Source organism: uncultured Pseudomonas sp., assembly GCF_913774235.1.
Taxonomy (GTDB): Bacteria; Pseudomonadota; Gammaproteobacteria; order Pseudomonadales; family Pseudomonadaceae; genus Chryseomonas.
Genome location: NZ_CAJYDW010000019.1, coordinates 266,798 through 292,906 on the forward strand (window position 1 = coordinate 266,798; position 26,109 = coordinate 292,906).

Below are 26,109 nucleotides of genomic sequence, written 5' to 3' on the forward strand. Positions count from 1 at the left end.
TCAGGCCGGCGCGTGGCTGGCCAGCCACTTGCCCAGCAGGGCGTCCAGCTGGCGTTGTTCGTCGTCGCTGAGCACGGCCAGGGCGCGGCGCTCGTTGTCCACGTGGGCGGCCATGAGCCCGTCGATCAGCGCGAAGCCGGAGGGGGTGAGGGCGACCAGGGTGCTGCGGCGGTCCTCGGGATTCTTCTGCCGCTCGATCAGACCGGCGCGCTCCAGGCGGTCGAGGCGATTGGTCATGCCGCCGGAAGAGATCATCGCCGATTCGTAGAGCACCGTCGGACTCAGCGCATAGGGCTCGCCGGCACGCCTCAGGGTGGCCAGGACATCGAATTCGCCATAGTGCAGCCGATGTTCGTCGAAGAATGGCTGGAGCACGTCACGGCTGAGGATCTGGGCCATCTCGCCGAGACGGCCGACCAGGCGCATGGGCAGGGCGTCCAGGTCGGGCCGCTCCCGGCGCCACTGGTCCACGGCGAATTCGGCACGATCGGCCATTGGATTACCTCGGCAATATATCTTGATGTTAAGATACTTCTCATCAAGAGAAATACCCGTTTCTTCCTGGAGATTGTCCATGCTTTCCGCGTCACCATCATCCCCGAGCGCTACCTCACCCCGGCAGGATGCTCTCCTGGCCGTCTTGCTGGTGCTGCTGGTCGGCCTCAATCTGCGGCCGATCCTGGCCGCCGTCGGCCCGCTGCTGGACGGCATCCAGGCCGCCACCGGCCTCGACGGCAGTGGCGCCGGGACGCTCACCACCCTGCCCATCGCCGCCATGGGGCTTTGCGCCCTGGCGGGCGCTCGCTTGCAGGCCTGGCTCGGCGAGCGCCGCGGCATCGCCCTCGGTCTGCTGCTGTTGGCGCTGGCCAATGCCGCGCGCTGGGAGGAGCCCGGCAGCCTGGGGCTGATCCTCACCGCCGGCCTCGGCGGCGTCGGCATCGCCCTGGTGCAGGCGCTGATCCCGGCCTATATCCGCCGCTGTCATCCCGCTCGCACCAGCACCCTGATGGGGCTCTATACCACCGGCATCATGGGAGGTGCAGCCGTGGCGGCGGCCACGGCTGCGCCCCTGGCCGAGCGACTGGGTTGGACCCAGGGCCTGGCGGTCTGGACGCTGCCGGTCCTGTTGGCCCTAGTGACCTGGCTGGTCCTGGCGCGACCCGACGCGCTGGTGGTGGCCGCTGTAACCCGCGCACAGCCCTGGCGCTCGCGGCAGGCTTGGCTACTGCTGGCCTTCTTCGGCATCGGCACCGCCGCCTACACCCTGGTGCTGGCCTGGCTGCCGCCGTACTACACCGGCCTTGGCTGGCGCCCGGCCGACAGCGGGCTGCTGCTGGGCGGGGTGAGCCTGGCCGAGGTCAGTGCGGGCCTGTTGCTCTCGGCGACCATCGCCCGGTTGCGCCATCGCCGGCCGCTGGTGCTGGGCGTGCTCGGCGTGGTGCTGGTGGGCCTGCTGTGCCTGGCCCTGGCCCCGCTGCGCCTGGCGATCCCCACCGCCATCCTGCTCGGCCTGGGCATCGGCGCGCTGTTCCCGCTGTCGCTGATCCTGGCGATGGACCAGGTGCGCGATCCGACCGAGGCGGGTGCCTTGCTGGGTTTCGTCCAGGGTGGTGGCTATCTCATCGCCAGCCTGGCGCCCCTGGCCGCCGGCATCCTGCGCGACCAGCTCGACAGCCTGGCCAACGCCTGGCTGCTGATGGCGCTGGGTGTGCTGCTGCTGATGGGCCTGGGGCTGGGCCTGACCCGCCCCGAGCGGTCGGTGCTGGCGACGCGCTGCCAGGAGGCCTAGGTCGCGCGCGGCAGGCGCAATTCCACGCAGAAGCCGCCGCGGGCGCGATTGCTGAAGCTCAGGGCGCCGCCCAGTCGCCGGGTGATGGTCTCGACGATGGCCAGGCCCAGCCCGGCCCCCTGAGGGTTGCCGGCACTGTAGAAGCGGTCGCACAGGCGTGCCAGTTCGGCTTCGTCCACCCCCGGGCCGCGATCCTCGACTCTCAGCAGCACCCTGTCGTCCTGACCGGCTTCGATACCCACCTCCACCGCGCTGCCGGCCGGGGCGAAGGCCAGGGCGTTGGCGACCAGATTCTGCAGGGCGATGGCGATGGCGTCCGGATCGCCCAGTACCGGTTGCCCCGGCTGCGCCGCCAGCACCAGCTCCACCTGGCGATCCAGCGCCAGGGGCGTGAGTTCCGCCAGTTCTTCCCGTACCAGGGGTTCCAGCTCCAAGGGCCGCGCCTGGGTGGCGCCCGGTTCCAGGCGGGCCAGGGTGAGCAACTGGCTGGCCAGCCGGGTGGCCCGGCTCACGCCTTGGCGTAGGTAACCGAGGGCTTCGTCGCGCTCCGCCGCGGTCTCGGCGCGCTGGGCGTTCTGCGCGTGCAGGTCGAGGATCGCCAGCGGCGTGCGCAATTCGTGGGCGGCGTCGGCGATGAAGCGCCGTTCGCGGTCGAGCAGGGCGCGCAGCTGGGCGAGCAGGTGGTCGAGGGCGCTGTGCATGGGTTGCAGTTCCGGCGGCAGCGGGCCGGCCGGCAGCGGCGCCAGGCTGTGTTGGTCACGCTCGCGCAAGCCGCGGGCGAAGTCCTGCAGCGGGCGCAGGCCCCAGCCGAGCAGCAGCCAGAGCACCGCGACCAGCAGTGGCAGGCCGACCAGGGTCGGCCAGAGGGTGTGGCTGACGATGCGCTGGATGAGGTCCTGGCGCAGATCCTCGCGCTCGCCGACCCAGATGCGCAGGCCGCTGTCGGCGGTCCGTACCAGCATCCCGCACCATTCGCGGCCGTTGTCGAAGACCTCGTGCAGCCCCTCGGGCGGCACTTCGCGCAACTGGGGCGCGTTGCCGGAGCGCACCAGCAACTGGCCGTCGGCGGTCCAGATCTGGAAGGTCAGCTGGTTCTCGTAGGGATGCGCCGTCACGCCGGGGGCGGGCTGCATGGCGCGGTCGAACACCCGGGTCAGGGCGGGCCAGGTGTCCGCCGTCGGCAGGCCGGTCTGCAGCAGCCCTTCCAGCAGCCGTGCGCCCTGCACCAGCTGGGCGTCGTAGATGCCCTCGATCTCGCGATGACTGTCGCGCAGGGCCAGCAGGGCGAGGGTCAGGCTGCCAGCCATCACCAGGGCCAGGGTCGGCGCGAGGATGCGGGTGCGGATGGCGATCATGGTTGGCGCTCCAGCAGGTAGCCGACACCTCGCACCGTGCGGATGAGGCTGCTGTCGAGCTTCTTGCGCAGATTGTGGATGAGGACTTCCAGGGTGTTGCCCGAGGCCGCTTCCTGCCAGCCGTAGAGGGCGTTGCTCAGCCGCTCGCGGGTGATGACGGCGCCGGGGCGCAGCAGCAATTGATGCAGCAACTGGTATTCCATGGGCGTCACGATCACCTCGGCGCCGCGGAAGCGCACCGCCTGGCTGGCCGGGTCGAGGCTAATGCCACCGTGCTCCAGCAGCGGCTGGGCTCGTCCGCAGCTGCGGCGGATCAGGGCGCGGATGCGGGCCTTGAGTTCGTCCAGGTCGCAGGGCTTGATTAGATAGTCGTCGGCGCCGGCATCCAGGCCCTGGATGCGGTCGGCCTTGGCGTCGCGGGAGGTGAGCACCAGCACCGGCACGTCGCCCGCGGGCTGACTGCGCAGCCGGCGCAACAGCTCGAGGCCGTCCAGCCGCGGCAGGCCCAGGTCCAGCAACACAAGGTCGAACGCCTCGGCGGCCAGGGCGTGCTCGGCGGCCAGGCCATCGGCTACCCAGTCCAGGGTATAGCCTTCGCCCCGCAGGGCCATGCGGATGCCCTGCGCCAGGGCGGCGTCGTCTTCCACCAGGAGTACCCGCACGGCTTGCTCCTCCACTCGTTGTCTCGGTAGCCGCCCATCATCGCCGCCGCGTCGCGGACCCGCCTGGGCCAACTGTTACCAGGCGTTGCGTCCTAAGATTGCATTAAGGTTCGGCGCCGAGCCTGGGCTTCCCCAACAAGAGGAGTTCCATCATGCGCCGCCTGCTGCTTCCGCTGCTGTTCATCAGTCCCCTCGCGCTCGCTTCCGAGCCCCAGTGCACCCAGGCCGACAAGTCCACCTGGCAGAATGCCGAGCAATTCCAGGCCAAGCTGCGCGAGCAGGGTTACGAGATCAAGAAGTTCAAGATCACCAAGGGCAACTGCTATGAGATCTACGGCTTCGACAAGGACAAGCGCAAGGTCGAGATCTACCACGATCCGGTGAGCGGCAAAGCAGTCAAGAGCGAGATCGGCAGCTGATGAGCGCGGCGACCGTACGGCTCTGGGATCCCCTGGTGCGGCTGTTCCACCTGTCGGTCGCCGCCGCCTTCTTCGCCAACTACTTCTTCAACGAGAAGGGCGCCTTCTGGCACCGCTGGATCGGCTACTACGCCAGCGCCTGGCTGCTGGTCCGCCTGCTGTGGGGTTTCATCGGCCCGCGCAGTGCGCGCTGGAGCGATTTCTGGCCGAGCCGCGCCCGCCTCGAGGCCCATTTGAGCGCGCTTTGGCAGGGGCGACCCTATCACCGCCTCGGTCACTCGCCGCTGGGTGCGCTGGTCATGCTGCTGATGATGGTGGCCATCGGCGGTCTGGGCGTGACCGGTTTTCTCATGCGCGAAGTGGACGCCCTCTGGGGCGCCGACTGGCCCCAGGACCTGCACGCCCTCATCGCCAACGCGCTGCTCGCCCTGGTCTGCCTGCACGCCGTGGCGGCCGTGGTGGAAAGCCTGAGGGTGCGCGACAACCTGCCGCTGTCCATGCTGACCGGCCGCCGGCGTCCCCTCGACGACGACTCCCAGCGTCCCTAAGCGCAGTGCCCGCCAAGGGTCCCGGGCGGATCCACCTGCACCGTCACGTGCTGCAGCCCGTGCCGCCTGCGCAACACCTCGCCCACCAGGTTGGGCAACTGCAGCGGATCGCTGCCCGGCGCCGGGGTGATGTGCAGGGTGGCGATCCGCGTCTCGTCGGTCAGGGTCCAGACGTGCAGGTGGCCCACCTCGGCGACGCCGGGCAGCGCCTGGACGGCCGCCGTGGCGCCGGTGGTGTCGAATTCCCGGGGGGCCGCCTGCAGCAGCACCGCGCCGGCATCCCGGACCAGCGACCAGGCCGACTTGACGATGAGCAGGGCGACCAGGATCGACAGCACCGGATCGAGCCAGGTCCAGCCGGTCCAGAGAATCCCCAGGGCGGCGAGGATGGCGCCGACCGATCCGAGCAGGTCGCCGGCCACGTGCAACAGGGCACCGCGCAGGTTGCTGTCGTCCTTGTGCCCGCCGTTGAGCACCAGGAAGCCGACGATGTTGACCACTAGGCCGATCACCGCCACCACCAGCATGGGGCCGGACAGCACCTCGGTGGGCTCGCGCAGCCGCGTGATGGCTTCCCAGCCGATCCACAGCACCAGCAACAGCAGGGCGACCCCATTGGTCAGGGCCGCCAGGATGCGCACCCGGTGGAAGCCATAGGTGAAGCGGGCATTGGCCGCCTTGGCGGCCACGCGATAGGCCACCAGGGCCAGCAGCAGGGCGGCGGCGTCCGAGACCATGTGGCCGGAGTCGGCGATCAGCGCCAGCGAGCCGGACCACCAGCCGCCCAATGCCTGGACGATGGCGTAGCCGAAGGTCAGGGCGAAGACCAGCTTGAGCTTGCGCTCGTTGCTGGCGGTGACCCGCGGAGCATGGGAATGGCCATGGCCATGGCCATGGCCATGGCCATGAGCGTGGCCGTGATCATGCTGATGATCGTGATCGTGATCGTGATCGTGATCGTGATCGTGATCGTGATCGTGATCGTGATCGTGATCGTGATGGTCGTGGTGGGTGGAGCCACTCATCGATAGGTCTCTCGTGGGGAAGGGGACAGGTGTCGCTTGGCGAGCAGCCTGAAGCCTGAAGTCACTTCAGGGTCAAGGGCTTCACCGCGCCGTCAGCGACCGGGCAGTCATCTGTAACCTCAGGTTAGCCACTAAGACTGCATTAAGGTTCGTCCCTCAGGGTGGCGGCTTTCCATCGCTGGAGGCCGGCCATGCCTGCTCGTTCCGTTCCGCAGTCGCCGTGCGAGCCGCGCTGATGCTCGTCCTGCCGCTCCGTACCTCCGCCACCGGCTGGCGTCCCTGGCGCAACCTGTCGTTGCTCGCCAGCCTGAGCTGCCTGCTGCTGCTGGCCGACGACTTCCTCCAGCAGCTGTTCACTCCCAACAATCGCGCCGAACTGGAGGCGGGCTACGTCGCCGCGCTCTGGGTGTTCAGCCTGGCCCTGTGGCTGTGCAACCTGCCGCGGCTGGCGGCCGCCATCCTGTTCCTGTTCGCGCTGATGCAGCTGCTGCAGCTGGGCAACCTGAGCTTCTTCGGCGAGCCGCTCAGCGCCATCGACATCCAGGCCATGCTGGGCGACACCGCCGAGGTGCGTCAGGCCCTTTGGCTCAGTCTGCCCGAGCACTGGCCGGTGCTGCTCTGCGTAGGCCTGCCCTATGGCCTGTTGATCGCTCTGCACCTCTACCTGCCCGGCCGGGTGCCGCTACCGGCGAGCCGCTGGGCGCTGGTCCTGATCGCCGCGGTGCTGCTGTCCAAACCCTATCGCGCCACCTACCGCAACCTCGACGCCTTCGTCCCCAGCCCCGCGCGTAGCGGGCTGCACAATAGCCTCAACGCCTTTTCCGCCTGGGCGGTGCGCCTCGCCGGGCGTGACGATGTCGTGCTGCCGCCGACCGCCTATGCCCCCTACCAATTGGCCCAGGTACCGAGCACGGCACGCCACGTCTGGCTGGTGGTGGCCGATTCGCTGCGCAGCGATCGCCTGGGCGCCTTCGGCTATGCCAGAGACACCACGCCCAGGCTATCGGCCTATCTCGAGGGGAATCCCCAGGCGCTGACACGACCCGGCGTGGCGGCAGGGGTGGCCACCGACGTGAGCCTGCCCTATCTGCTCAATCCGATCCGCGAGCCGGGGCAGGACCAGCGTCTGCGCACCGGCGAGATCAATCTGTTCCGCTTCGCCCAGGCCGCCGGCTTTCGCACCCACTGGCTGTCGTCCCAGGAGTCCAAGCTGCTGGCGCACCTGGGCAGTCGCTACCTGGACGTCTCCATCACCCGCGAGGACCATCCGCTGCGCTTCCTGCAACGCCAGGATCGCGCCCTGCTGGACATCCTCGACGAGCAACGCTGGGCGCCGCGCAACTTCGTGGTGCTCAACCTGCGCACCGCGCACCTGCCCTATGCACAGAACTACCGGCACGAGACTACGCCGGCGCCCTGGCCGGACACCGGCGCCGAGGGGCAGGCCAACGCCTACGACAATTCGCTGCATTACCTCGACGGGCTGCTCGCCGAGATCCTCGCCGACTTCGACCGCCTGGAGGGTGAGCGCTACCTGATCATCACTGGCGACCACGGCCAGCGGCTGGGGGAGGGGGGCCATTGGGGCCACAACGACCTGGTGCCGGAGGTCAGCGACGTCCCGGTGATCGTGGTAGCCCGGGACGCCCCGGAGCAGGCCCTCGCCAGTCTGCAAGGCGAGCGCTGGATCAGCCATTACGAGGCCGGCAGCTGGCTGGCGGAACGCCTGGGTACTCGCATCGACAACCCCAATCGTCGACCGGACGAGCACTTCGTCCACGGCAAGCTGCTGTTCAGCGACAACTTCGTGCAGCGCGTCTGCGAGTCGCCCACCGGCCTGGTGCACCAGCCGCCGCAGCAACTGAGCAAGCTGCTGCTGGATACCCCCACCAACCCCTGTGGCTAGTCTCTCGGGTCTTACTCCCACCATTCGGGCGCCGCTACACTGCTGGCGCCCGTTCACGTTCATCGCGCAAGGACTTCGCCATGTCCACTGATTCTTCCCCTTCCCGCTATGCCCGCAGTGCCCGACGACTGCATTGGCTCATGGCCCTGCTGGTGCTCCTGGCCTATGGCCTGATCCTCAGCCGCGGGCAGTTCGAGCGGGGTTCCCTAGAGCGCCAGTGGGTGGTGCTCAGTCATTTCTGGGTAGGGCTGGTGGTCCTGGCGCTGGTGCTGCCACGGCTCTGGGTGCGCCACCGGCATCCGGTGCCGCCCATCACGCCACCGCTGGCACGGAGCCTGGAGACCCTTGGCCGGCTGACCCACTACGCCCTGTACGGCTTCCTGCTGGCCCAGCCGCTGCTCGGGCTGTTCACGGTGTGGCTGACCATCGGCGCGGTGAAGATTCCTGCCAGCACCTGGGCGCTGCCTTCGCCCTTCGCGGTTGATCCGGAGCTGGCCAAGTCGCTCAAGGGCGTGCACGTCTGGTTGGGCAAGGCCTTCTATTGGGTGATCGGCCTGCACCTCGTGGCCGCGCTGTGGCACCACCTGATCCGGCGCGACGATACCCTCAAGCGTATGCTCTAGCCATCGCGCCTTGGCCTAGCGCGGATAGAGGGCGATGACGCGATCGCGGCCGCCTTCGGCCAGCAGGTAGCCGTCGCCCTTGGGTAGCAAGGCCTGGGGCGCGCGCAGGAAGCTGAGGATGGTGCGGGGGGCGGACTGGCGATCCCAGAGCAGCAGGCGCGCGCGGTGGGTGGAGTCTTCGCTGATCCACAGGCCGCGTCGGTCGCAGAGCAAGAAGCTGGGCTCCCGCAGGTCGCTCAGGGCCGGTGGGTCGCGACCGTCGTCGCTCAGCTGACGCACCAGCCCGCGGCTCTTCTCGGTATAGAAGGCAGTGCCATCCGGGCAGCGGGTGAAGGACTCCGCCTCGTCCAGGCGGTCGCGCAGCACGGTCAGGCTGCCATCGCGGGCGTCGTAGCGCAGCAGGCGACCTTCGCCCTTGCGATCCTCCACGGCGTAGAGGTGTTCGCCTTCGGCCCAGAGGCCCTGAGCGTTGATGCCGGTGAAGAGATCGCGACTGGCGGCGGCGTCGAACCAGCGCACCGGGTGGGTACCGCCTTCCTGGCTGTAGGCGAAGCCGTCGCGGTAGGGGATCAGGCCATCGGGTTTGTACAGCCCCTCACGCAATACCTGGCGCTGGCCGCCGGCATCGATGCGCAGCAGACGCCCCTTGCCGTCCTTGAGTTCTTCCGCGGCGAGCAGGGCATCGCCCTGCCAGGCCAGGGCGCTGGCCTTGGCGACGTCGGCATAGGCCACCTCGTAGTGCCAGCCAGGGGCGGCCTGGGCCGGCCAGAAGCGCTGCCAGGCGAGAAAGCCAACCGCTGCCAGCAGCGGGGCGGCCAGGGCGAGGAGACCGTAACGCCAGCCGCGTACCATCATGCGGCGACGGTTCCCAGGTGTTCGTAGAGGATGGCGCCGCCGATCACGATCAGCACCACGCCACCGAGCATTTCCGCGCGCTTGCCGACCAGATTACCCATCACCCGACCCAGCATCACCCCGGTGGTGACCATGACCATGGTGGCGAGGCCGATGGCCAGGGCCGCGGTGACGATGTTGACGTCGATGAAGGCCAGGCCCACGCCCACGGCGAGGGCGTCGATGCTGGTGGCCACGGCGGTGAGCGCGAGCAGCAGGAAGGAGTGCTGGCGGGGCTTTTCCTCTTCGGCTTCGGGCGCGCTGAAGCCAGCCCAGATCATGCGCAGGCCGAGTACGGTGAGCAGGGTGAAGGCGATCCAGTGGTCCCAGGGCTGGACGTACTGGGCGGCGGTGAGGCCGACGGCCCAGCCGATCACCGGGGTGATGGCTTCGATGACGCCGAAGATGGCACCGGTGCGCAGGGCTTCGCGCAGACAGGGCTTGTGCAGGCTGGCGCCCTTGCCGACGGCAGCGGCGAAGGCATCGGTGGACATGGCGAAGGCCAGGAACATCAGGGAAGCGGGATTCATCGTGACAGTGCCGACCGGGCTCGATCCATAAGACACCCCCGCACGCCCGGTATGGCACGGTGATGTCTCTGGTCTCGCCAACCCTGACTGGCTGTCCTGACCACGGCGGTTGCCGAGTATGTTGACCAGGACGCTTTCCGCCGCAGCGGAAGCAGGCTACTCCCCAAAGAGGCCGCCACCTTACCTAGCCGGATAGAGAAAGTCTATCTTGTAGATAGTTCTAATATATATAGCCTTGGCTAAATCTTCTACCGTTGCTGAGCCTGACCACACCCGGAATTCATCTGAAAGTATCGTTATAGAGCGGTTTTATGGCGGCACAGGATGCCGGCGATAGGCGAAAAAGGCGTCTATCGACCTCAGGGGATGTCGTTCGGTGACCACTGGAAGTCGCCCATGTGCGGGTCAAGAGGGCGGGTGGGAGGCAGCGGGCGGCCTCTTTGGGAAGACCGGGCAGGGCACCGCAGGCGCGCCCGGTGCGGGGAGTGAGGCTCAAGGCGCGCCCAGGCGCTGGGCGTGGAGGGCGTGGCTATGGTGGCGCTCTGCCGTCCCCGTTTCGTCATGGCGCTGACACTTAATTGTCACATTTCGGCAATAGCCTAGCGCCAGCCCTCACTAGGTAATGGAGCAACCAATGAAACGCACGTTCAGCCTCTCCCTGTTGTTGTCGGCCTTTTGCCTGAGCACTGCCGCTCACGCCGTGGATGTCACGGGCGCAGGCTCGAGCTTCGTTTACCCGGTCCTGTCGAAGTGGTCGCAGACCTTCAGCGAGAAGACCGGCAACCGCATCAACTACCAATCCATCGGTTCCGGCGGCGGCATCGCCCAGATCAAGGCGGCCACCGTGGACTTCGGCGCCACCGATGCCCCCATGAGCACCGAAGACCTGCAGAAAGGCGGCCTGGGCCAGTTCCCGACCATCATCGGCGGCATCGTGCCGGTGGTGAACGTGGAAGGTATCGAGCCCGGCAAGCTGAAGCTTGACGGCCCGCTGCTGGCCAAGATCTTCATGGGTGAGGTCAAGACCTGGAACGACCCGGCCATCGCCGCGCTCAACCCGGGCATGAAACTGCCCGACACCGCCATCACCGTGGTCCGTCGTTCCGACGGCTCGGGCACCTCCTACAACTTCACCAACTACCTGGCCAAGGTTAGCCCGGAGTGGAAGGAGAAGTTCAACTTCGGCACTACCGTCAACTGGCCGGTCGGTGTAGGCGGCAAGGGTAACGAGGGTATCGCCGCCTACGTGAAGCAGATCAAGGGCTCCATCGGCTACGTCGAGTACGCCTATGCGCTGACCAACAAGATGTCCCACGTGCAGCTGAAGAACGCCGCCGGCAACTTCGTGCAGCCGGATGCCAAGAGCTTCCAGGCCGCCGCCGCTACCGCCGACTGGAAAAGCGCCAAGGACTTCAACCTGCTGATGACCAACGCCCCGGGCGCCGACGCCTGGCCGATCACCGCCACCACCTGGATCGTGATGTACAAGGAGCCGAAGAACGAAGAGCGTAGCAAGGTCGCCTTCGACTTCTTCAAATGGTCCCTGGAAAACGGCCAGAAGGAAGCGTCTGCCCTGGACTACGTCCCGGTCCCCGATGCCCTGGTCAAGCAGATCGAAGGCTACTGGGCGTCTGACTTCAAGAAGTAAGCAAGACCGCCTGCCGTCCGGGAACCCCCACGGGGCCCGGGCGGCTTCGCGCATCCCGATCTGCTGACCGGAAATCGCCATGACCGATCAAACCCTTCCCCTTTCGGCCGCTCAGGAAGAGCGTATCCGTCGGGATACCCGCGCGGACACCTGGTTCCGGCGCCTGCTGTTCTCTGCCGCCCTGCTGGTCCTGCTGGTGCTGGTCGGGGCAGCCCTGTCCACCCTCTGGGGTGGCCGCCAGGCCTTCATGACCTTCGGCCTGGATTTCCTGACGTCCACCGAATGGGACGTCGGTGCCGAGAAATTCGGTGCCCTGGTGCCCATCTACGGCACCCTGATGACCTCGCTGATCGCCCTGGTGCTGGCCGTGCCCACCAGTTTCGGCATCGCCCTGTTCCTCTCCGAGATTGCGCCGACCTGGCTGCGTGGCCCGGTGGCGACCGCCGTCGAATTGCTCGCCGGCATCCCCTCGATCATCTATGGCATGTGGGGCCTGTTCGTCTTCGGCCCCTTCATGGCCGCGCACATCTCGCCCTTCATCAACGACTACCTGGGCGCCATCCCGGTCATCGGCGTGCTGTTCCAGGGCCCGCCGCTGGGCATCGGCATGCTCACCGCTGGCATCATCCTGGCGATCATGATCCTGCCGTTCATTACCTCGGTGATGTACGAGGTGTTCCGCAGCGTGCCACCGCAGCTCAAGGAATCGGCCTACGCCCTGGGTTCCACCACCTGGGAAGTCTGCTGGGACATCGTGCTGCCCTACACCCGTTCGGCGGTGGTCGGTGGCGCCTTCCTCGGTCTGGGGCGCGCCCTGGGCGAGACCATGGCGGTGACCTTCGTGCTGGGTAACGCCCACCAGTTCTCCGCTTCGCTGATGATGCCGAGCAGCTCCATCGCTTCGGTGATCGCCAACGAATTCAACGAGGCCTACACCGATCTGCACCGTTCCTCGCTGATCGCTCTGGGCTTCCTGCTGTTCGTGGTGACCTTCTTCGTGCTGCTGGCGGCCCGTCTGATGCTGTCGCAGCTGTCGCGCAAGGCAGGTAACTGATGCAAGTCGACGCCTATCTCTACCGCAAGCGCCGGATCAAGAACGGCATCGCGCTGATCTTTGGCAGCGCCGCCGCCGTACTCGGCCTGGGCTTTCTGACCTGGATCCTCGGCACCACCCTGATCAAGGGGCTGTCGGCTCTGAGTCCGAGCATCTTCATCGAGATGACGCCGCCGCCCGGCGCCGCCGACGGCGGCCTGGCCAACGCCCTGTTCGGCAGTGTGCTGATCACGCTGCTGGCCACCGCCATCGGTGCACCCATCGGCATCCTCGCCGGGCTATGGCTGGCGGAGTACGCGCGCCATTCCAAGCTCGGCCTGGTGGTGCGCTTCGTCAACGACATCCTCCTGTCGGCGCCCTCCATCGTCATCGGCCTGTTCATCTACACCGCCGTGGTCGTGCAGCTCAACCAGGCCACCGGCGGCAGCATCGGCTTCTCCGGCTTCGCCGGGGCCCTGGCGCTGGCCATGCTGGTGGTGCCGGTGGTGACCCGTACCACCGACGAGATGATGCAGCTGCAACCGGCGGCCATGCGCGAAGCGGCCCTGGCCCTGGGCATCCCGCAGTGGAAGGTGACCCTGCAGGTCCTGCTACGCGCCTCCCGCGCCGGCGTGGTGACCGGGGTGCTGCTGTCCATCGCCCGCATCACCGGCGAGACCGCCCCGCTGCTGTTCACCGCCTTCGGCAACCAGTACTGGAACGCGGACCTGCTCAAGCCCATGGCCAGCGTCCCCGTGACCATCTTCCAGTTCGCCATGAGTCCGTTCGAGAACTGGCAGCAACTGGCCTGGGCCGGCGCCCTGCTGCTGACCCTGTTCGTGCTGTTCCTGAACCTTTCCTCTCGCTTCTTCTTTCGCAACCGGGATTCCAAGTGACTACCATGCAGACGCAGATACCGGAACTGCAGGCGCGCGACGTCGGCTTCCGTTACAAGGGCCACCAGGCGCTCAAGTCGATCAACCTGGACATCGCGGCCAAGCAGATCACCGCCATCATCGGCCCGTCCGGCTGTGGCAAGTCCACGCTGCTGCGGATCTTCAACCGCATCTACTCCGAATACCCGGGGCTGGAAGCGACCGGCGAGATCCTCATGGACGGGGAGAACATCCTCGATCCCAAGTACTCGCTGAGCCGCCTGCGCAGCACCATCGGCATGGTGTTCCAGAAGCCGGTGCCCTTCCCGATGTCCATCGCCGACAACGTCGCCTACGGCATCCGCCATCACGAGCGACTGTCGCGCGTGGAGTTGCAGGATCGCGTCGAGCAGGCCCTGCGCGGCGCCGCGCTGTGGGATGAGGTGAAGGACAAGCTGAACCAGAGCGCCCTGGGCCTCTCCGGCGGTCAGCAGCAACGCCTGTGCATCGCCCGCACCATCGCCCTGCGGCCGCGGGTGCTGCTGCTGGACGAACCCACCTCGGCGTTGGACCCCATCTCCACCGCGCGCATCGAGCAGTTGCTGGCCGAGCTCAAGCAGGAGTTCACGGTGGTCATCGTCACCCACAACATGCAGCAGGCGGCGCGCTGTTCCGACGTCACCGCCTTCATGTACCTGGGTGAGCTGATCGAGGTGGACAAGACCGACAAGATCTTCACCAAGCCGGACAAGAAGCAGACCGAGGACTACATCACCGGTCGCTTCGGCTGAAGCCTCGCCGCCGTCGACGAAGGCCACTCCCTGGAGTGGCCTTTTTTCATGGGCCGTTCCTACAAGAGCATCACTCCCTCTAGGAGCAACTGTCTTATCGCGGCCATGGCGGTCCGTCGATGCGGCCGCGATTCGCTGCTGAAAGTCCTATCGCAGCGGCCGATCGCGATCTGTCCTGGAGCGCTGGAGACAAACGCCCGCTCGAACAGCCCCCTCTCCCCGAGGGAGAGGGTTGGGGTGAGGGCCACCCCGGGCACTGGCTTCCACGTGGAAAAGGCTGCGCCGTTTTCCACCCTACGGCTCGCGGCCATGACGCTGTAGCCACCCGTAGGAGCGGCCCATGGCCGCGCTAGTGAAGGTCACAGCGGCCGCGTCGGCGGACCGCCGTAGCCGTGATGGCGTTCAACCAGACCAGAATGGGGTCTCGGCCGCCTTGAATTTGGGTGTTGTTGTTGCGGCGAGGACCTGGTCGACGCTGTCGCCGTCCTCGACGAGACGCTGGGGCAGGACGTCCGCCAAGCCTAGCCAACCCTCGGAACCGCGCTGGCGCAAAATCTCGGTCAACATCCGGCGCCGGCCATAAAGCCTGCATAACGTCGCGGGACATCCGCCAGCGGAAGGCGTATTGCTGGACACCCCTTCCGCATGAGCCCTGTCCGCACCATGGTCGCGATCCAAGCCCGCCTGCCCGTCGCCACCCCCGTTCCCCGCCCCGAACCCGTCCTGCATCTGCCGCCCAGCAGCACCTTGCTGATCATCGTCGAGCGCAAGGAAGACTGGTCCGACTACCTGCCCAGCGAGAGCATCGTCACCGCCCAGCAGTACCTGGAGGAGCGCCGCTTCACCCAGGGTGGCGGTCGCATCCAGGTACTCAATCTCTGCCGCAACTACCGTTATCTCGGGCACGGCTACTATTGCTCGCTACTGGCGGAGGCCCGCGGGCACCGGGTCATTCCCTCGGTGCGGACCCTGAGCGAACTCAATCGCAAGGCGCTCTACGGTCTGATGCTGGAAGACCTCGACGCCCTGGTGGACCAGGCCCTGGCCGAGCATCCCCTGGGCGCCACCGAGAGCTTCACCCTCAATCTCTATTTTGGGCGGACCGACTTCGCACCGTTGCAGGCCCTGGCGCGGCAGCTGTTCGACGCCTTGCCCTGTCCGATCCTGCAGGTGGAGCTGCGGCGCAGTCGCCACTGGCACATCGCCGGGGTGAAGAGCGGTGCCCTGCATCGTCTGCAGGACGCCCAGCAATATGCCTTCGCCGATGCCTTGGACGCCTTCAACCGACGCATCTGGCGGCAACCGGCTTCACGCCGCCAGGCGCGCTACGACCTGGCCATCCTGCACGATCCCGAGGAAGGCCTGCCGCCGTCCAATGCCGCGGCCCTGGCCGGTTTCGTCGCCGCCGGTCGCGACCTGGGGGTGGCGGTGGAGCTGATCGAGCGCAAGGACTATGGGCGCCTGGCGGAGTACGACGCCCTGTTCATTCGCGCCACCACCCGGGTCGACGACCACACCTACAGATTCGCCCGCAAGGCCGAGAGCGAGGGGCTGGTGGTACTCGACGATCCCACCTCCATCCTGCGCTGCACCAACAAGGTCTTTCTCAACGATCTGCTGGCCCAGCACGGCCTGGGCATGCCGCGCACCGAGATCCTCTATCGCGAGCGACCCGAGGAGCTGGAGGAGGTCGGCCGGCGCCTGGGCTATCCGCTGGTGCTGAAGATTCCCGATGGCTGTTTCTCGCGCGGCGTGCTCAAGGTGGCCGACGCCTTCGAGTTGCGGCAGGCGGCGACGGAGCTGTTCGAGCGCTCGGTGCTGCTGCTGGCGCAGGAATACCTCTACACCGAATTCGACTGGCGCATCGGCGTGCTCGCCGGCGAGCCGCTCTATGCCTGCCGCTACTTCATGTCCGCCGGGCACTGGCAGATCTACAACCACAAGGCCGCGCCGGGCAGCACTGGCGGACGCTGCGAGGCGGTGCCCATCGCCGCGGCGCCGCCTGCGGTGGTGGACCTGGCGGTCAAGGCGGCGGGGCTGATCGGCGATGGCCTCTATGGCGTCGACCTCAAGCAGGATGCCGAGCGCTTGGTGGTCATCGAGGTCAACGACAACCCCAACCTGGATGCCGGCATCGAAGACGGCGTGCTCGGCGAGGCCCTGTATCGACGGGTGCTGGAGGACTTCGTCCGCCGCCTGGAGCAACGGCGCCAGGGCTGGTAGGCGCGCCCTGAGCGAGTCCTGCTGTGCACCTTCCGCTGATCTCAATCCGGCGCCGCGCCTTGCGCCGCCGGCCCGAATCCGCCGCGCATGCGGCCTGGAGGTAATCATGGAAAGACAGCTGTTCGGCCTGGGCATCGTCCTGGCGATTCTGGCCTTTGGCCTGCTGACCCTGATCGTCGATCTGCGGCGCGGCTGGCGTCAGCAGCGGCAGCCAGTGGCTAACCCGGAAAACGCCGGCTCAGATAGCGCGAACCGGCCAGGCCGAAGCGCCAGGGCACCTCGACTGCGCGGGTGATGCCGATGCGTGGGCCTTGCACCACGGCCACGGCAGCGGTAGCCGGCTCCAGTTGGAAAGGCGATTCGCCCAGCGGCAGGCCATCGTGACGGGCATCGATACCCAGCGCCTGGCACACCCGCCCTGGGCCGGCACAGAGCAGTCGATCGGCCAGGCCGCCGCGGCGTTCGCGCATGGTTTCGATTCCCCACAGCGGCTCCAGGGCGCGGATTAGCACCCCAGCGCCATGGCCGGCTTCGCGGCAGACCAGGTTGAAGCACCAGTGGATGCCGTAGGAGCGATAGACATAGGCATGGCCGGGCGGACCGAACATGGCCCGGTTGCGCGGCGTGGGACCGGAAAAGCTGTGGGAGGCCGGGTCTTCGCCGTCGTAGGCCTCGGTCTCGACGATGAGGCCACCGACGCCCTGGACCCTGAGCGTGGCGCCGATCAGTTGCCGGGCGACCTCGTCCACCGGGCGGTTGAAATCCAGGTCGCTCACGCCTCTGGCTCCGGTTCTTCCAGGATCAGCGCGGCATGCATCCTGGCCAGGTGGCTCAGGCCCTGGGGGAAGTTGCCCAGCGCCGCGCCGTCACGGGGGGCGCGCATCTCGGTCATCAGGCCAACGCCATCGAGACTGGCGGCCAGGACCTCGCACATCAGTTCGCGCGCCTGATCCACTTCGCCCAGCACGGCATGGGCCTCGACCATCCAGTAGAAGCAGGCGAGAAAGGCGCTTTCCTCACGTTCGGCGCCAGCATAGAAGGTATAGGCCTGCTTGCGCCCGCTCCAGCAGTGCTGGTTGGCCCCGTCGCGGATGCGGTCGCGCTCGCGCTCCCAGCGGCCGCACAGGGCATCGGGGCTGTGACCGTCGCGGGCCAGGGGCGCATAGCCATCCTGGCGCGCAGGATCGCAGGCCGCCAAGGCCGTCAGCCCATGCCTCCGGTGGCGCCGTAGACCTCACCGGTCACGTAGCTCGACTCCTGGGAAGCCAGCAGCACATAGAGGGGCGCCAGTTCCGCCGGCTGTCCGGGACGCTTGAACACCGTCTCGCCACCGAAGGTGGGGATCTTTTCCTGGGGCTGGCCACCGCTGGGCTGCAGCGGTGTCCAGAAGGGGCCGGGAGCCACGGCATTGACGCGGATGCCCTTGCTGGCGACCTGCTTGGCCAGGGCCTTGGTGAAGTTGGTGATGGCCGCCTTGGTCGAGGCGTAGTCCAGCAGGAACTCCGAAGGCTGGGTGGCCTGGATCGAGGTGGTGTTGATGATGGTGGCGCCGGCCGGCAGGTGCGGCAGCGCGGCCTTGCACAGCCAGAACAGGGCGTAGACGTTGGTCTTGAAGGTGGCGTCGAATTGCTCGGTGGTCAGCTCGGCGATGTCCTCCACAGCGGTCTGCTTGCCAGCCACGTTGACCAGGATATCGAGACCGCCGAGAGCATCCTTTGCCTTGGCTACCAGCTGGTTGCAGAAGGCCTCGTCCTTCAGGTCGCCGGGCACGCAAAAGGCCTTGCGACCTTCGGCTTCCACCAGCGCCACCACCTCCTGGGCATCGGCCTCTTCCGCGGGCAGGTAGTTGAGCACCAGGTCAGCGCCCTCGCGGGCATAGGCGATGGCGGTCGCCCGCCCGATACCCGAGCCCGCGCCGGTGATCAGCGCCTTGCGCCCAGCCAAGCGGCCAAAGCCCTGGTAGCTGGTCTCGCCATGGTCGGGGCGCGGCTGCATCACCTGGGCCAGACCGGGCGCCTCCTGGGGCTGCTTGGGAAATTCCGGCTGGGGATACTGGGTGAGGGGGTTCTGCATGGCGTACTGGTTATCGCTGGGCATGACATCTCCTGAAGCGGTGAGAAGGGCACTGAATGAGCCCTTTTCGATGACGTTCAAGGAAATGGAAAGGCAAACCCTGGCCGAGGTTCCTTGCGGTCATCGGCAGACGTATCTATTTCGACAGCCTTCTTACCCAGGCTTTACTCCCGGCTACGGTTCTTTCGCCGACGCCAGGCGTCCAACGACAGGAAGGAGGGGAGGTCCCTCTGCAGGAGAAGGTCGATGTGGGTGAAGAGCTGCAAGGTGGCCGTACTGGCCGTACTGCTGTCGCTGTCCGGTTGCTGGTGGTTTATGCCACCGCCCGGCGGTGGCCATGGCGGCCCGGGTGGAGGGCCGGGGGGGCATGGTGGACCCGGCGGCGGTCCCGGCTTCGTCGGTCCGCGCTAGGACTCGACGGGCTCCAGGCGTAGGGCGGCGCCGGTACGCCTGAGAGTGAGGATGTCCGCCTCGCGACAGCCGATCAGGTCTCCCGCAGCGGTGCGCAGTTGGTCATCCGCGAGCTGGGCGTAGGGCATTGGCTGGGTGCCATCGCCCGCGACCATGATGTACAGCTGGCCGCAGAGCAGCTGACCCGCCAGCCGACCATCGTCCAGACTGATCAGGCGATAGCTGCGGCGGGCGTCGTAGGTAAAGCGCATGGGAGCATCCATTCAGGGTGTCCAGCTCAGAACCGCTGCGCTGCCCAATGTTCCCGCTGGCACCGTCAGCCCGTTGGGGCGACGGCGCTGCCGGGTCTTGGCTTAGAGACGGAATTGTGCCACCAGGCCCTGGAAGGAGGTCGCCAGACGCGACAGCTCCTGGCTGGAGGCGGCGGTCTGCTGGGCACCGGTGGCGGTCTGGGTCGACAGGTCCTGGATGTTCACCAGGTTGCGGTCCACCTCGCGGGCGACCTGGGCCTGCTCTTCCGCGGCGCTGGCGATCACCAGGTTGCGTTCCTCGATGCGGGCCACGCCTTCGGTGATCCGCTCCAGGGCCTCGCCAGCCCGGTTGGCGCGTTGCTGGGTGTCGTCGGCCAGGGTCTGGCTCTTGTGCATGGCGTTCACCGCCTCTTCGGCGCTGCCGCGCACGGCGTTCATCATGCGTTCGATCTCGCCGGTGGAACCCTGGGTTCGGTGGGCCAGGGCGCGGACCTCGTCCGCCACCACGGCGAAGCCGCGGCCTTGCTCGCCGGCACGGGCGGCCTCGATGGCGGCGTTGAGCGCCAGCAGATTGGTCTGCTCGGCGATGCCACGGATCACCGCCAGCACCTGGCCGATCTCACGAATCTGACCTTCCAGGGTCTGCACCTTGTGGGTGGAGTCGCCGAGCTCGGCAGTCATCACCGTCATGGCCTGGGCCGCCTGTCGCACCTGCTCGCGACCCAGCTGGGCCTCGCGGTTGGTTTCCTGGGAGGCGGTGGAGGTGGAGACGGCATTGCGCGCCACCTCTTCCACGGCGGCGGTCATCTCGTTGACGGCCGTTGCGGCTTGTTGCACCTCGTCATGCTGGCGCACCTGGCCACGGGAGGCTTCCTCGGTGACCGCATGTAGCTCTTCGGCAGCCGTGGCGAGCTGGCTGGAGGCCCCGGCCATCCGCTGTACAGTGTCCTTCAGGCTGCGCTGCATGCCGCCCAGGGCCTGCAGGAGTTGGCCGGCTTCATCGCGGCGCGCGCTCTGGATCGGCTGGGTCAGATCACCCTGGGCGACGCGCTCGGCGCTGGTCACGGCTTCGCGAATCGGCGCGACGATCATCCGGGTGATCACGATGCCCAGCGCCAGGGCGCAGACCAGGGCCAGCAGGATGCCACCGCCCAGGGTCCAGAGCGCCTGGCGGTAGGTCGCGATCGCCAGGACCCCGGATTCGGCGCCCTGGCGTTTGTTGGAATTCACCATGATCTTGAACGAAGCCATAGTCTTGCGATAGGTGGGCTGCACCTGGTCGTTGAGCAGCTGCGCCGCGCCATTCGTATCCTTGGCGGCCAGGCGCGCCAGGACGGTTTCCGTCCCGGCGAGATAGCTCTGCCAGTCCTGCACGAAGGCATCCCCGGCGGCCTTTTCATCGGGCTCCAGGGGAGTCTGCCGATAGTCGGCGAAAGGCGCCTCGGCATCGGCCTGGTTGCTGCGCAGGGAGGCGGTGATGCGGTCCTGCTCGGCCTGGGGCGCGTTGGCGTAGACCATGGACAGGAGACGGAACAGATCGCGGTTGTGGCCTATCACGTTGCTCTTGGTGTCGTTGAGCTGAGTGATGGACCTCATGTTGTTGTTCAACACCGAGTCCAGCAGGGTGTTGAGGCTGCCGATGCCGCGCAGGCCGATGGCCCCGATGCCGAGGGTGATGAGGGTGCACAGGCCGAAGGCGATGGCGAGCTTCTTTGCCAATGCCAGATTGTTGAACCAGACCATGAACGTGTCCTTTGAGCCGAGGAAAACCGAGTAGCGCGGTGGATGCCCTGGCTATCGGCACTCGTCAGACGAGCTTTAATTCAGTCAGACGATTAGCCGGGAGCATCGCTGGCCACTCAGGCTCGCAGGTAGAGGTCGTCCAACAGGCGATTGGTCGCCAGGGCGTCGGCCAGGCCGGCCAATTCCGGGCGTGAGGCTCCGAGCAGTTGGTCGAACACCGCCACGGCACCCTGAGGAACGCCAGGCGCCACGTCATGAGCCAGCACTCGATGGTTTCCCTGGGCGTCGTGCCGCACCAAGCGTCCCGCGGCAAGTTCCAGGGTCCCCACGCTGCCATCCAGGCGAATGGCCAGGCGCGGCCCGCGCAGGGTGGCGCTGGCGCGGAGATGGATCGGCAGGTCTCCTGCCCACAGCAGTGCCTCGCCGCCATGATCCAGCGGCCAGCGGGCGTCGCGCTCCAGTCGGCAATGCTCCACCGTCAGCGGCTGGTCGGTGAGCCAGGCGCTGAAGTCGAGCAGGTGCACCGCCAGATCGCCGAAGGCGCCATAGCCCATGCGCGCCTCGTCCAGATGGGCCGGCCATTCGCCGAGCCAGCCCTCCAGTAGCCCCGGATGGCCCGCGGTCAGCGACAGGTGCGAGAGGGTGCCGATGGCGCCATCGCGCGCGAGCTGCCGTAGCTGTTGCAAGGCCGGGTCGGTCCGCAGATAGAAGCCGCTGAAGCAGGAGTGATCAGCCAGGCGTTCGGCCAGGGGCGTGGCCCGCGCGGCCGAGACGGCCAGGGGCTTTTCCACGAACAGATGACGGGCACGAGGGAGCAGGGCGGTCACCGCCGCTTCGTGGTCATCGATGGCCGTGGTGACGAAGGCCAGGTCCACGTCGGGCAGTTGGTTGAAGTCGTCCAGCACCGGCAGGCCATGGGGCGCGGCCAGTCGCTGCGCCCGGGCGGGATCGCGCTCGCTGGCTACGGCCACCACGCGCACCCGCGGATCGGCCAGGCTGGTGTCCAGGTAGTCCTGGGCGTGGATCTGTTCGCAACCGACGATGGCGACGCTGAGCATGAAAAAGGGTCCTCTAACGGTGGTCGTACCGTTATGGACCCCAGGTGCGCCGCTGGGCTTCGTCGATCAGACCGGCTGGTAGGCCTTACCGAAACGGTTGGCCAGGAAGGCGTCCATGTCCACCTGCTCCTGGGCGATGAAGCCCTGTTGCGGCAGCTTGCCTTCGCGGAACAGGTCCAGGGCGGTGCAGATGCCGGCCGCGGTGGTGATCTGGATGGCGCTGGTCAGATGGCCGTCGCGCTCGGCGGCGAAGATCTTGCGGCTGAAAACATCCTGCACCAGCTTGCCATTGCGCAGACCACTCACGGTCACGAACACCAGCACCACGTCTTGCATGGTGGTGGGCACGGCGCCGCGCAGGATGTTCTTGAGCTGCTCCTGGTCACCCGCCAGGCGCAGGTCTTCCAGCAGGAACTTCATCAGGTCGCGGTGACCGGGGTAGCGCACAGTCTTGTAGTCGAGGGTCTCCACCTGGCCCTGCAGGGTCTCGCAGAGGGTGCCCAGGCCACCCGAGGTGTTGAAGGCCTCGTATTCCACGCCGTCCAGGGAGAAGTGCTCCAGGCCTTCCAGCGGCTGCACCAGTTGCAGCTCGCCGTTGCGCACCGCCTCGCAGGGGTGGCAGTACTCGTTGACCAGGCCGTCGACGCTCCAGGTCAGGTTGTACTTCAGCGCATTGGTGGGGAATTCCGGCAGGGCGCCGACGCGCATCTTCACTTCGCGCACGCTGTCGAAGCGCTTGGCCAGCGAATGAGCGGCAATGCCGATGAAACCGGGCGCCAGGCCACACTGGGGCATGAAGGCATTGCTCGCGCCCTCGGCCAGTTGGCGGATGGTCTTGGTGGCCTTCACGTCTTCGGTCAGGTCGAAGTAGTGGGTATTGGTGGCCTTGGCCGCCTGGGCCACGGGAATCGCCAGATGATAGGGCAGGGCGTTGAGCACCACGTCCTGATCGTCCAGGGCGGCAGTCAGGGCGCTGGCATCGGCGGTATCCAGGGTGCGGGTCTGCACGCCCAGGGCAGCGATGGTCGCCAGGGCGCGCTCGTCACGATCCGCCACCGTCACCTGATAGTCGCCACTGGCATGCAGCAATTGCGAAATGGTGTAGCCGATGTGGCCGGCGCCGAGCAGGGTGACTTTCATGGCGGATCCTCCGTGGTTGAAGGCTCCAGCTTAAGAAGCGGTGCTGTCGAATGTGAGTGTCAGAGCGTCGAATCGTTGTCTCTTATTTGACGATTCGTCGGTGTTTTCGTCGTTTCGACGAGACGTCTCGCTTAGGTTTCGAAGTACCGCCCCTAAGGACTGCCGATGCATCCCGTAGGAGCGGCCCATGGCCGCGATAAGATCCATTCGAGCGGCGGCCTCAACGGACCGCCATGGCCGCAACCAACTAGCTGCTCCTACCCCGGCACCACCCGCAACACCTGACCTTCCTCGCCATCCGTGAGCAACCAGAGATTGCCGTCCGGTCCGCCACGCACGTCGCGCAGGCGTTGATCCAGCTCCTGGAACAGCACCTCCTGCTCGCCGGGTTCGCCCTTCACCAAGGGCACCCGCCGCACCGACTTCTCCCGCAGCGCCGCGACGAAGAGACTGCCGCGCCAGGCGGGAAAGCCCACGCCGTCGTACCAGGTCAGACCGGCCGGGGCGATGGAGGGCGTCCACTCCAGCAACGGCGGGGTGATCCCCGGCAAATCGCGAAAAGGCGTGATGCGCGCACCGGTGTAGTCCACGCCGCCGGTGGTCAGCGGCCAGCCATAGTTGGCCCCGGCGCGGATCAGGTTCAGTTCATCGCCACCTTTGGAACCGTGCTCGTGCTCGTAAAGCGCCTGACGCTCGGGCACCCACACCAGACCCTGGGGATTGCGATGGCCGAGGCTGTAGATCTCCGGCAGGGCGCCAGGGCGATTGACGAAGGGATTGTCCGCCGGCACCCCACCGTCGCGGGTCACCCGCACGATCTTGCCCAGATGGGTATCCAGCCGCTGGGCGTCGGTACGTTCCACGTTGCCATCACCCAGGGCAATGGCCAGGGTGCCGTCGCCGAGCAGCGCCATCCGCGCTCCGAAGTGCTGGCCGAAGGCCTTGGCCGGTTGGCTGGTGAAGAGGATGCGGACGTCCTGCAGACGCGTACCGTCCAGCCTGGCCCTCATCACCTTGAGGTGATTGGCCTGGCGCGTGCCTGATGCGTAGGAAAGATAGAGCAATTGGTTCTTGCTGAAGTCCGGGTCCGGCAGCACCTCGAACAACCCGGCCTGGCCCTCGTTATATAGCTCGGGCAGTCCACTCACGGCCTCCGCCTGCAGACTGAGCCGGCCCTGGCCATCCGGCACCAGCACGCGCAGCCGTCCGGCACCCTCGGTCAACAGCGCCCGGCCATCGGGTAGAAAGGCCAGCGACCAGGGCCGTTCGAGTCCGGTCGCCACCGTCTCGATCCGGTAGGCGGGCGCCGCCTTGGCCAGCGGACCGCCCAGCACAACCATTAGCAACACAAACCCGGCCCAGTACCGGGAAGCTTTACGTAATGGCCGAGGTCTACCACAGGCACCCACGTTCGCGACCATCATTACCTCTCTTCGAGACCGACCGATCATGTCCAGACCGCTCTGGCGCGCCTTATTCAGACCCCGCCCGCTGCTGGCGTTCGCCGCTGCCCTGCTGCTCGCCACCGCCTGGGGCAGCCTGGTGCAGACCCAGTACAACCTGGCCGCGCTGCAGGGCCTGGGGCAGTCGATAAACGCTGCCACCCGCTGGCAGACCTCGTTACAGGATCTGCTGGGCTTCGGACCTGTCTATGCCGCCATCGTGCTCGCCGCTTGGTTACCAGCCTTTGCCGCCGCCTTCTGGCTGGGCCGTCGCAAGGGTGCCTACCGCGGCTGTCTGCTGCCGCTCGCCACCAGCGTCAGCCTGATCGCTGCCATCCGCCTGATCGATGCCTTCGCGCCCATGCCGGTGCTCATTTATGCCACTCGCACCCTGGATGGCCTGTTGGCGATGGCCGTGGGTGGCCTGCTCGGCGGCTTGCTGTTTATCTGGCTGATGCGCCCGCGACCCACACCGGCGCAGGTGGATGTAGCGCTCTGATTGGCGTCAGGACGAGGTCAGCTTCATCAGTACCAGCCCGCTGACAATCAGCGCCGCGGCCAGGATGCGCAACGGACTCGCCGCTTCGCCCAGCAGCAGGATGCCCACCACGAAGGCGCCCACCGCGCCGATGCCGGTCCAGATGGTATAGGCGGTGCCCAGCGGCAGGCTGCGCATGGAGATGGATAGCAGCGCCACGCTCGCCACCATGGCGACCAGGGTGATCACCGTCGGCGTAAGGCGGGTGAAGCCCGCTGACTGCTTCATGCAGAACGCCCAGAGCACCTCGAGCAATCCCGCACACACCAGATAGAACCAAGCCAAGAACGGCCTCCTATGACACCGGGCCGTCCCGGAACGCTGCCCACCGATCACCGGGGTCGTCCCCGCGGGCTATGGAAGAGGGTGGTGATCGGCGTCACCGCCTGATCGGCGCGGCTATCCTAGCCGTTCGCGCCCAGGTCTTTCGACCCGGCGCCGTCTCTAGGGGCGTTGGCAGATCTGCACGGCGATCTCATCGAACGCCCGGTCGAAGCTCGCGCGCTCCGCGGCACTGAGGAAGCCCTGCTGCTGCACCAGGGCATCGCTCTGGCCACGCACCTGGGCGATGCGCGCGCTGAACGCCGTCGCCTGCTCCTGGCTGATCCGTCGCGCCTTGCGCGCCGTGCTCACATCCGCCTGCAAGACATTGGCGCGCATCGACACATGCGCCTGCCGCGGATCGCTGATCGAGCCACCTAGCTCACCGGGCAGCGCACGCTGCTGCGCCAGATCGCAACTGGGCAGGCCGAGATCGTCGGGTCGAGCTTGCTGCAGGGTGCAGGCGCCGAGGGCGAGGGGCAGCAACAGGAAGGGAATCAGTGACTTCATCTTGGCCTCGTCAGCAGGTGAGACGTGCTTGAGAGCCTGCTCGAAGCGCTTGGTTCAGCGGCCAGAAACGACAAAGCCCGCTCAAGGGCGGGCTTCGCTGGCGTTCACGCGGCTGTCATGGCCGTGAACTGAAGATGGCGCACTCGGCGGGATTCGAACCCACGACCCCTGCCTTCGGAGGGCAGTACTCTATCCAGCTGAGCTACGAGTGCAGCGATTCGGTGACGCTGAATCGGTCGCCATCATACTCACCTTGCACCGGACCGTCCATGCCCGGATGCACGATGTTGTTGATTTTGAA

General features: G+C 67.0%; 28 protein-coding genes, 1 tRNA gene and 1 riboswitch. Of the genes, 12 read left to right on the forward strand and 17 right to left on the reverse strand.

Annotated elements, in window-relative coordinates:
• Positions 1–495 (reverse strand): MarR family transcriptional regulator, encoded by a 495-nt coding sequence (locus tag QZ471_RS21770; RefSeq protein WP_295467766.1) that lies wholly within the window; start codon positions 493–495, stop codon positions 1–3.
• 79 nt (positions 496–574) lie between these two features.
• Here QZ471_RS21770 and QZ471_RS21775 point away from each other — a divergent pair, with 79 nt between their 5' ends.
• Positions 575–1,789 carry an MFS transporter gene (locus QZ471_RS21775; protein ID WP_295467768.1) on the forward strand — a complete coding sequence of 405 codons (1,215 nt, stop codon included), beginning with the start codon at positions 575–577 and terminating at the stop codon, positions 1,787–1,789.
• Here the strand turns inward: QZ471_RS21775 and QZ471_RS21780 are convergent.
• Entirely contained in the window at positions 1,786–3,144 is a 1,359-nt protein-coding gene (locus QZ471_RS21780; protein WP_295467770.1) for an ATP-binding protein, read from the reverse strand. The genes QZ471_RS21775 and QZ471_RS21780 overlap by 4 nt on opposite strands.
• Entirely contained in the window at positions 3,141–3,806 is a 666-nt protein-coding gene (locus QZ471_RS21785; RefSeq protein ID WP_295467772.1) for a response regulator, read from the reverse strand. The genes QZ471_RS21780 and QZ471_RS21785 overlap by 4 nt, the downstream gene beginning before the upstream one ends.
• A 152-nt stretch (positions 3,807–3,958) precedes the next feature.
• On the opposite strand from QZ471_RS21785, the gene QZ471_RS21790 reads away from it, so the two are divergent.
• The gene (locus QZ471_RS21790) at positions 3,959–4,225 is read left to right on the forward strand and encodes a PepSY domain-containing protein (protein ID WP_295467775.1); all 267 of its coding nucleotides are present in this window, start codon (positions 3,959–3,961) and stop codon (positions 4,223–4,225) included.
• Entirely contained in the window at positions 4,225–4,773 is a 549-nt protein-coding gene (locus QZ471_RS21795; RefSeq protein ID WP_295467777.1) for a cytochrome b/b6 domain-containing protein, read from the forward strand. The genes QZ471_RS21790 and QZ471_RS21795 overlap by 1 nt, the downstream gene beginning before the upstream one ends.
• On the opposite strand, the gene QZ471_RS21800 is transcribed toward QZ471_RS21795, so the two are convergent.
• A complete protein-coding gene (locus QZ471_RS21800; protein ID WP_295467779.1) occupies positions 4,770–5,798 on the reverse strand; it encodes a cation diffusion facilitator family transporter in 1,029 nt (342 codons plus the stop codon). The genes QZ471_RS21795 and QZ471_RS21800 overlap by 4 nt on opposite strands.
• Positions 5,799–6,033: 235 nt before the next feature.
• Here QZ471_RS21800 and QZ471_RS21805 point away from each other — a divergent pair, with 235 nt between their 5' ends.
• Together QZ471_RS21805 and QZ471_RS21810 are read left to right on the forward strand one after the other, a co-directional pair.
• Positions 6,034–7,704 carry a phosphoethanolamine transferase gene (locus tag QZ471_RS21805; RefSeq protein ID WP_295467781.1) on the forward strand — a complete coding sequence of 557 codons (1,671 nt, stop codon included), beginning with the start codon at positions 6,034–6,036 and terminating at the stop codon, positions 7,702–7,704.
• 80 nt (positions 7,705–7,784) lie between these two features.
• Complete coding sequence (locus tag QZ471_RS21810) at positions 7,785–8,327, forward strand: cytochrome b (RefSeq protein WP_295467783.1); 543 nt, start codon at positions 7,785–7,787, stop codon at positions 8,325–8,327.
• A 15-nt stretch (positions 8,328–8,342) separates the two neighbouring features.
• On the opposite strand, the gene QZ471_RS21815 is transcribed toward QZ471_RS21810, so the two are convergent.
• Together QZ471_RS21815 and mntP are read right to left on the reverse strand one after the other, a co-directional pair.
• Positions 8,343–9,182, reverse strand: coding sequence for a hypothetical protein (locus QZ471_RS21815; protein WP_363287690.1), 840 nt, complete (start codon positions 9,180–9,182; stop codon positions 8,343–8,345).
• Positions 9,179–9,751, reverse strand: coding sequence for a manganese efflux pump MntP (gene mntP, locus QZ471_RS21820; protein WP_295467795.1), 573 nt, complete (start codon positions 9,749–9,751; stop codon positions 9,179–9,181). Before mntP ends, QZ471_RS21815 begins: the two co-directional genes overlap by 4 nt.
• 5 nt (positions 9,752–9,756) lie before the next feature.
• A riboswitch (yybP-ykoY riboswitch) is annotated at positions 9,757–9,923 on the reverse strand.
• Between the two features lie 462 nt (positions 9,924–10,385).
• Between mntP and pstS the strand changes: the two genes are divergently transcribed.
• The 5 genes from pstS (at position 10,386) to QZ471_RS21845 (ending at position 16,321) form a co-directional block, all read left to right on the forward strand.
• Positions 10,386–11,399: a phosphate ABC transporter substrate-binding protein PstS gene (gene pstS / locus QZ471_RS21825; protein ID WP_295467797.1), complete on the forward strand. Its 1,014-nt coding sequence runs from the start codon at positions 10,386–10,388 to the stop codon at positions 11,397–11,399.
• A gap of 79 nt (positions 11,400–11,478) precedes the next feature.
• Entirely contained in the window at positions 11,479–12,453 is a 975-nt protein-coding gene (pstC, locus tag QZ471_RS21830) for a phosphate ABC transporter permease subunit PstC (RefSeq protein WP_295467799.1), read from the forward strand.
• Positions 12,453–13,328 (forward strand): phosphate ABC transporter permease PstA, encoded by an 876-nt coding sequence (gene pstA, locus QZ471_RS21835; protein ID WP_295467801.1) that lies wholly within the window; start codon positions 12,453–12,455, stop codon positions 13,326–13,328. Before pstC ends, pstA begins: the two co-directional genes overlap by 1 nt.
• A 5-nt stretch (positions 13,329–13,333) precedes the next feature.
• The gene (pstB, locus tag QZ471_RS21840; RefSeq protein WP_017638707.1) at positions 13,334–14,098 is read left to right on the forward strand and encodes a phosphate ABC transporter ATP-binding protein PstB; all 765 of its coding nucleotides are present in this window, start codon (positions 13,334–13,336) and stop codon (positions 14,096–14,098) included.
• 645 nt (positions 14,099–14,743) lie between these two features.
• Complete coding sequence (locus QZ471_RS21845) at positions 14,744–16,321, forward strand: RimK family protein (protein ID WP_295467807.1); 1,578 nt, start codon at positions 14,744–14,746, stop codon at positions 16,319–16,321.
• A 218-nt stretch (positions 16,322–16,539) separates the two neighbouring features.
• On the opposite strand, the gene QZ471_RS21850 is transcribed toward QZ471_RS21845, so the two are convergent.
• The 3 genes from QZ471_RS21850 to QZ471_RS21860 are packed head-to-tail and all read right to left on the reverse strand — an operon-like array spanning position 16,540 to position 18,418.
• Positions 16,540–17,097 (reverse strand): DNA-3-methyladenine glycosylase, encoded by a 558-nt coding sequence (locus QZ471_RS21850; RefSeq protein WP_295467809.1) that lies wholly within the window; start codon positions 17,095–17,097, stop codon positions 16,540–16,542.
• Positions 17,094–17,519, reverse strand: coding sequence for a hypothetical protein (locus QZ471_RS21855; protein ID WP_295467811.1), 426 nt, complete (start codon positions 17,517–17,519; stop codon positions 17,094–17,096). The genes QZ471_RS21850 and QZ471_RS21855 overlap by 4 nt, the downstream gene beginning before the upstream one ends.
• A 5-nt stretch (positions 17,520–17,524) precedes the next feature.
• A complete protein-coding gene (locus QZ471_RS21860; protein WP_295467813.1) occupies positions 17,525–18,418 on the reverse strand; it encodes an SDR family oxidoreductase in 894 nt (297 codons plus the stop codon).
• A gap of 222 nt (positions 18,419–18,640) precedes the next feature.
• Between QZ471_RS21860 and QZ471_RS21865 the strand changes: the two genes are divergently transcribed.
• Positions 18,641–18,805: a hypothetical protein gene (locus QZ471_RS21865; RefSeq protein ID WP_295467814.1), complete on the forward strand. Its 165-nt coding sequence runs from the start codon at positions 18,641–18,643 to the stop codon at positions 18,803–18,805.
• Here QZ471_RS21865 and QZ471_RS21870 read toward each other — a convergent pair.
• The 5 genes from QZ471_RS21870 to QZ471_RS21890 form a co-directional block, all read right to left on the reverse strand.
• Positions 18,802–19,056: a hypothetical protein gene (locus QZ471_RS21870; RefSeq protein WP_295467815.1), complete on the reverse strand. Its 255-nt coding sequence runs from the start codon at positions 19,054–19,056 to the stop codon at positions 18,802–18,804. The two genes, QZ471_RS21865 and QZ471_RS21870, sit on opposite strands and share 4 nt — an antisense overlap.
• Positions 19,057–19,158: 102 nt before the next feature.
• Positions 19,159–20,799: a methyl-accepting chemotaxis protein gene (locus QZ471_RS21875; protein ID WP_295467817.1), complete on the reverse strand. Its 1,641-nt coding sequence runs from the start codon at positions 20,797–20,799 to the stop codon at positions 19,159–19,161.
• 116 nt (positions 20,800–20,915) lie between these two features.
• Positions 20,916–21,857 (reverse strand): Gfo/Idh/MocA family oxidoreductase, encoded by a 942-nt coding sequence (locus QZ471_RS21880; RefSeq protein ID WP_295467819.1) that lies wholly within the window; start codon positions 21,855–21,857, stop codon positions 20,916–20,918.
• 66 nt (positions 21,858–21,923) lie between these two features.
• Complete coding sequence (locus QZ471_RS21885) at positions 21,924–22,997, reverse strand: saccharopine dehydrogenase C-terminal domain-containing protein (protein ID WP_295467821.1); 1,074 nt, start codon at positions 22,995–22,997, stop codon at positions 21,924–21,926.
• Between the two features lie 257 nt (positions 22,998–23,254).
• Positions 23,255–24,337, reverse strand: coding sequence for a PQQ-dependent sugar dehydrogenase (locus QZ471_RS21890; protein ID WP_295468305.1), 1,083 nt, complete (start codon positions 24,335–24,337; stop codon positions 23,255–23,257).
• A gap of 109 nt (positions 24,338–24,446) precedes the next feature.
• On the opposite strand from QZ471_RS21890, the gene QZ471_RS21895 reads away from it, so the two are divergent.
• Positions 24,447–24,938 carry a hypothetical protein gene (locus tag QZ471_RS21895; protein WP_295467825.1) on the forward strand — a complete coding sequence of 164 codons (492 nt, stop codon included), beginning with the start codon at positions 24,447–24,449 and terminating at the stop codon, positions 24,936–24,938.
• Positions 24,939–24,944: 6 nt separating this feature from the next.
• Here QZ471_RS21895 and sugE read toward each other — a convergent pair whose 3' ends face one another.
• The 3 genes from sugE to QZ471_RS21910 form a co-directional block, all read right to left on the reverse strand.
• The gene (gene sugE, locus QZ471_RS21900) at positions 24,945–25,262 is read right to left on the reverse strand and encodes a quaternary ammonium compound efflux SMR transporter SugE (protein WP_295467826.1); all 318 of its coding nucleotides are present in this window, start codon (positions 25,260–25,262) and stop codon (positions 24,945–24,947) included.
• 159 nt (positions 25,263–25,421) lie between these two features.
• The gene (locus QZ471_RS21905; protein ID WP_295467828.1) at positions 25,422–25,808 is read right to left on the reverse strand and encodes a hypothetical protein; all 387 of its coding nucleotides are present in this window, start codon (positions 25,806–25,808) and stop codon (positions 25,422–25,424) included.
• A gap of 135 nt (positions 25,809–25,943) precedes the next feature.
• A tRNA-Arg gene (locus QZ471_RS21910) sits at positions 25,944–26,020 on the reverse strand.
• Between the last annotated feature and the right edge of the window lie 89 nt (positions 26,021–26,109).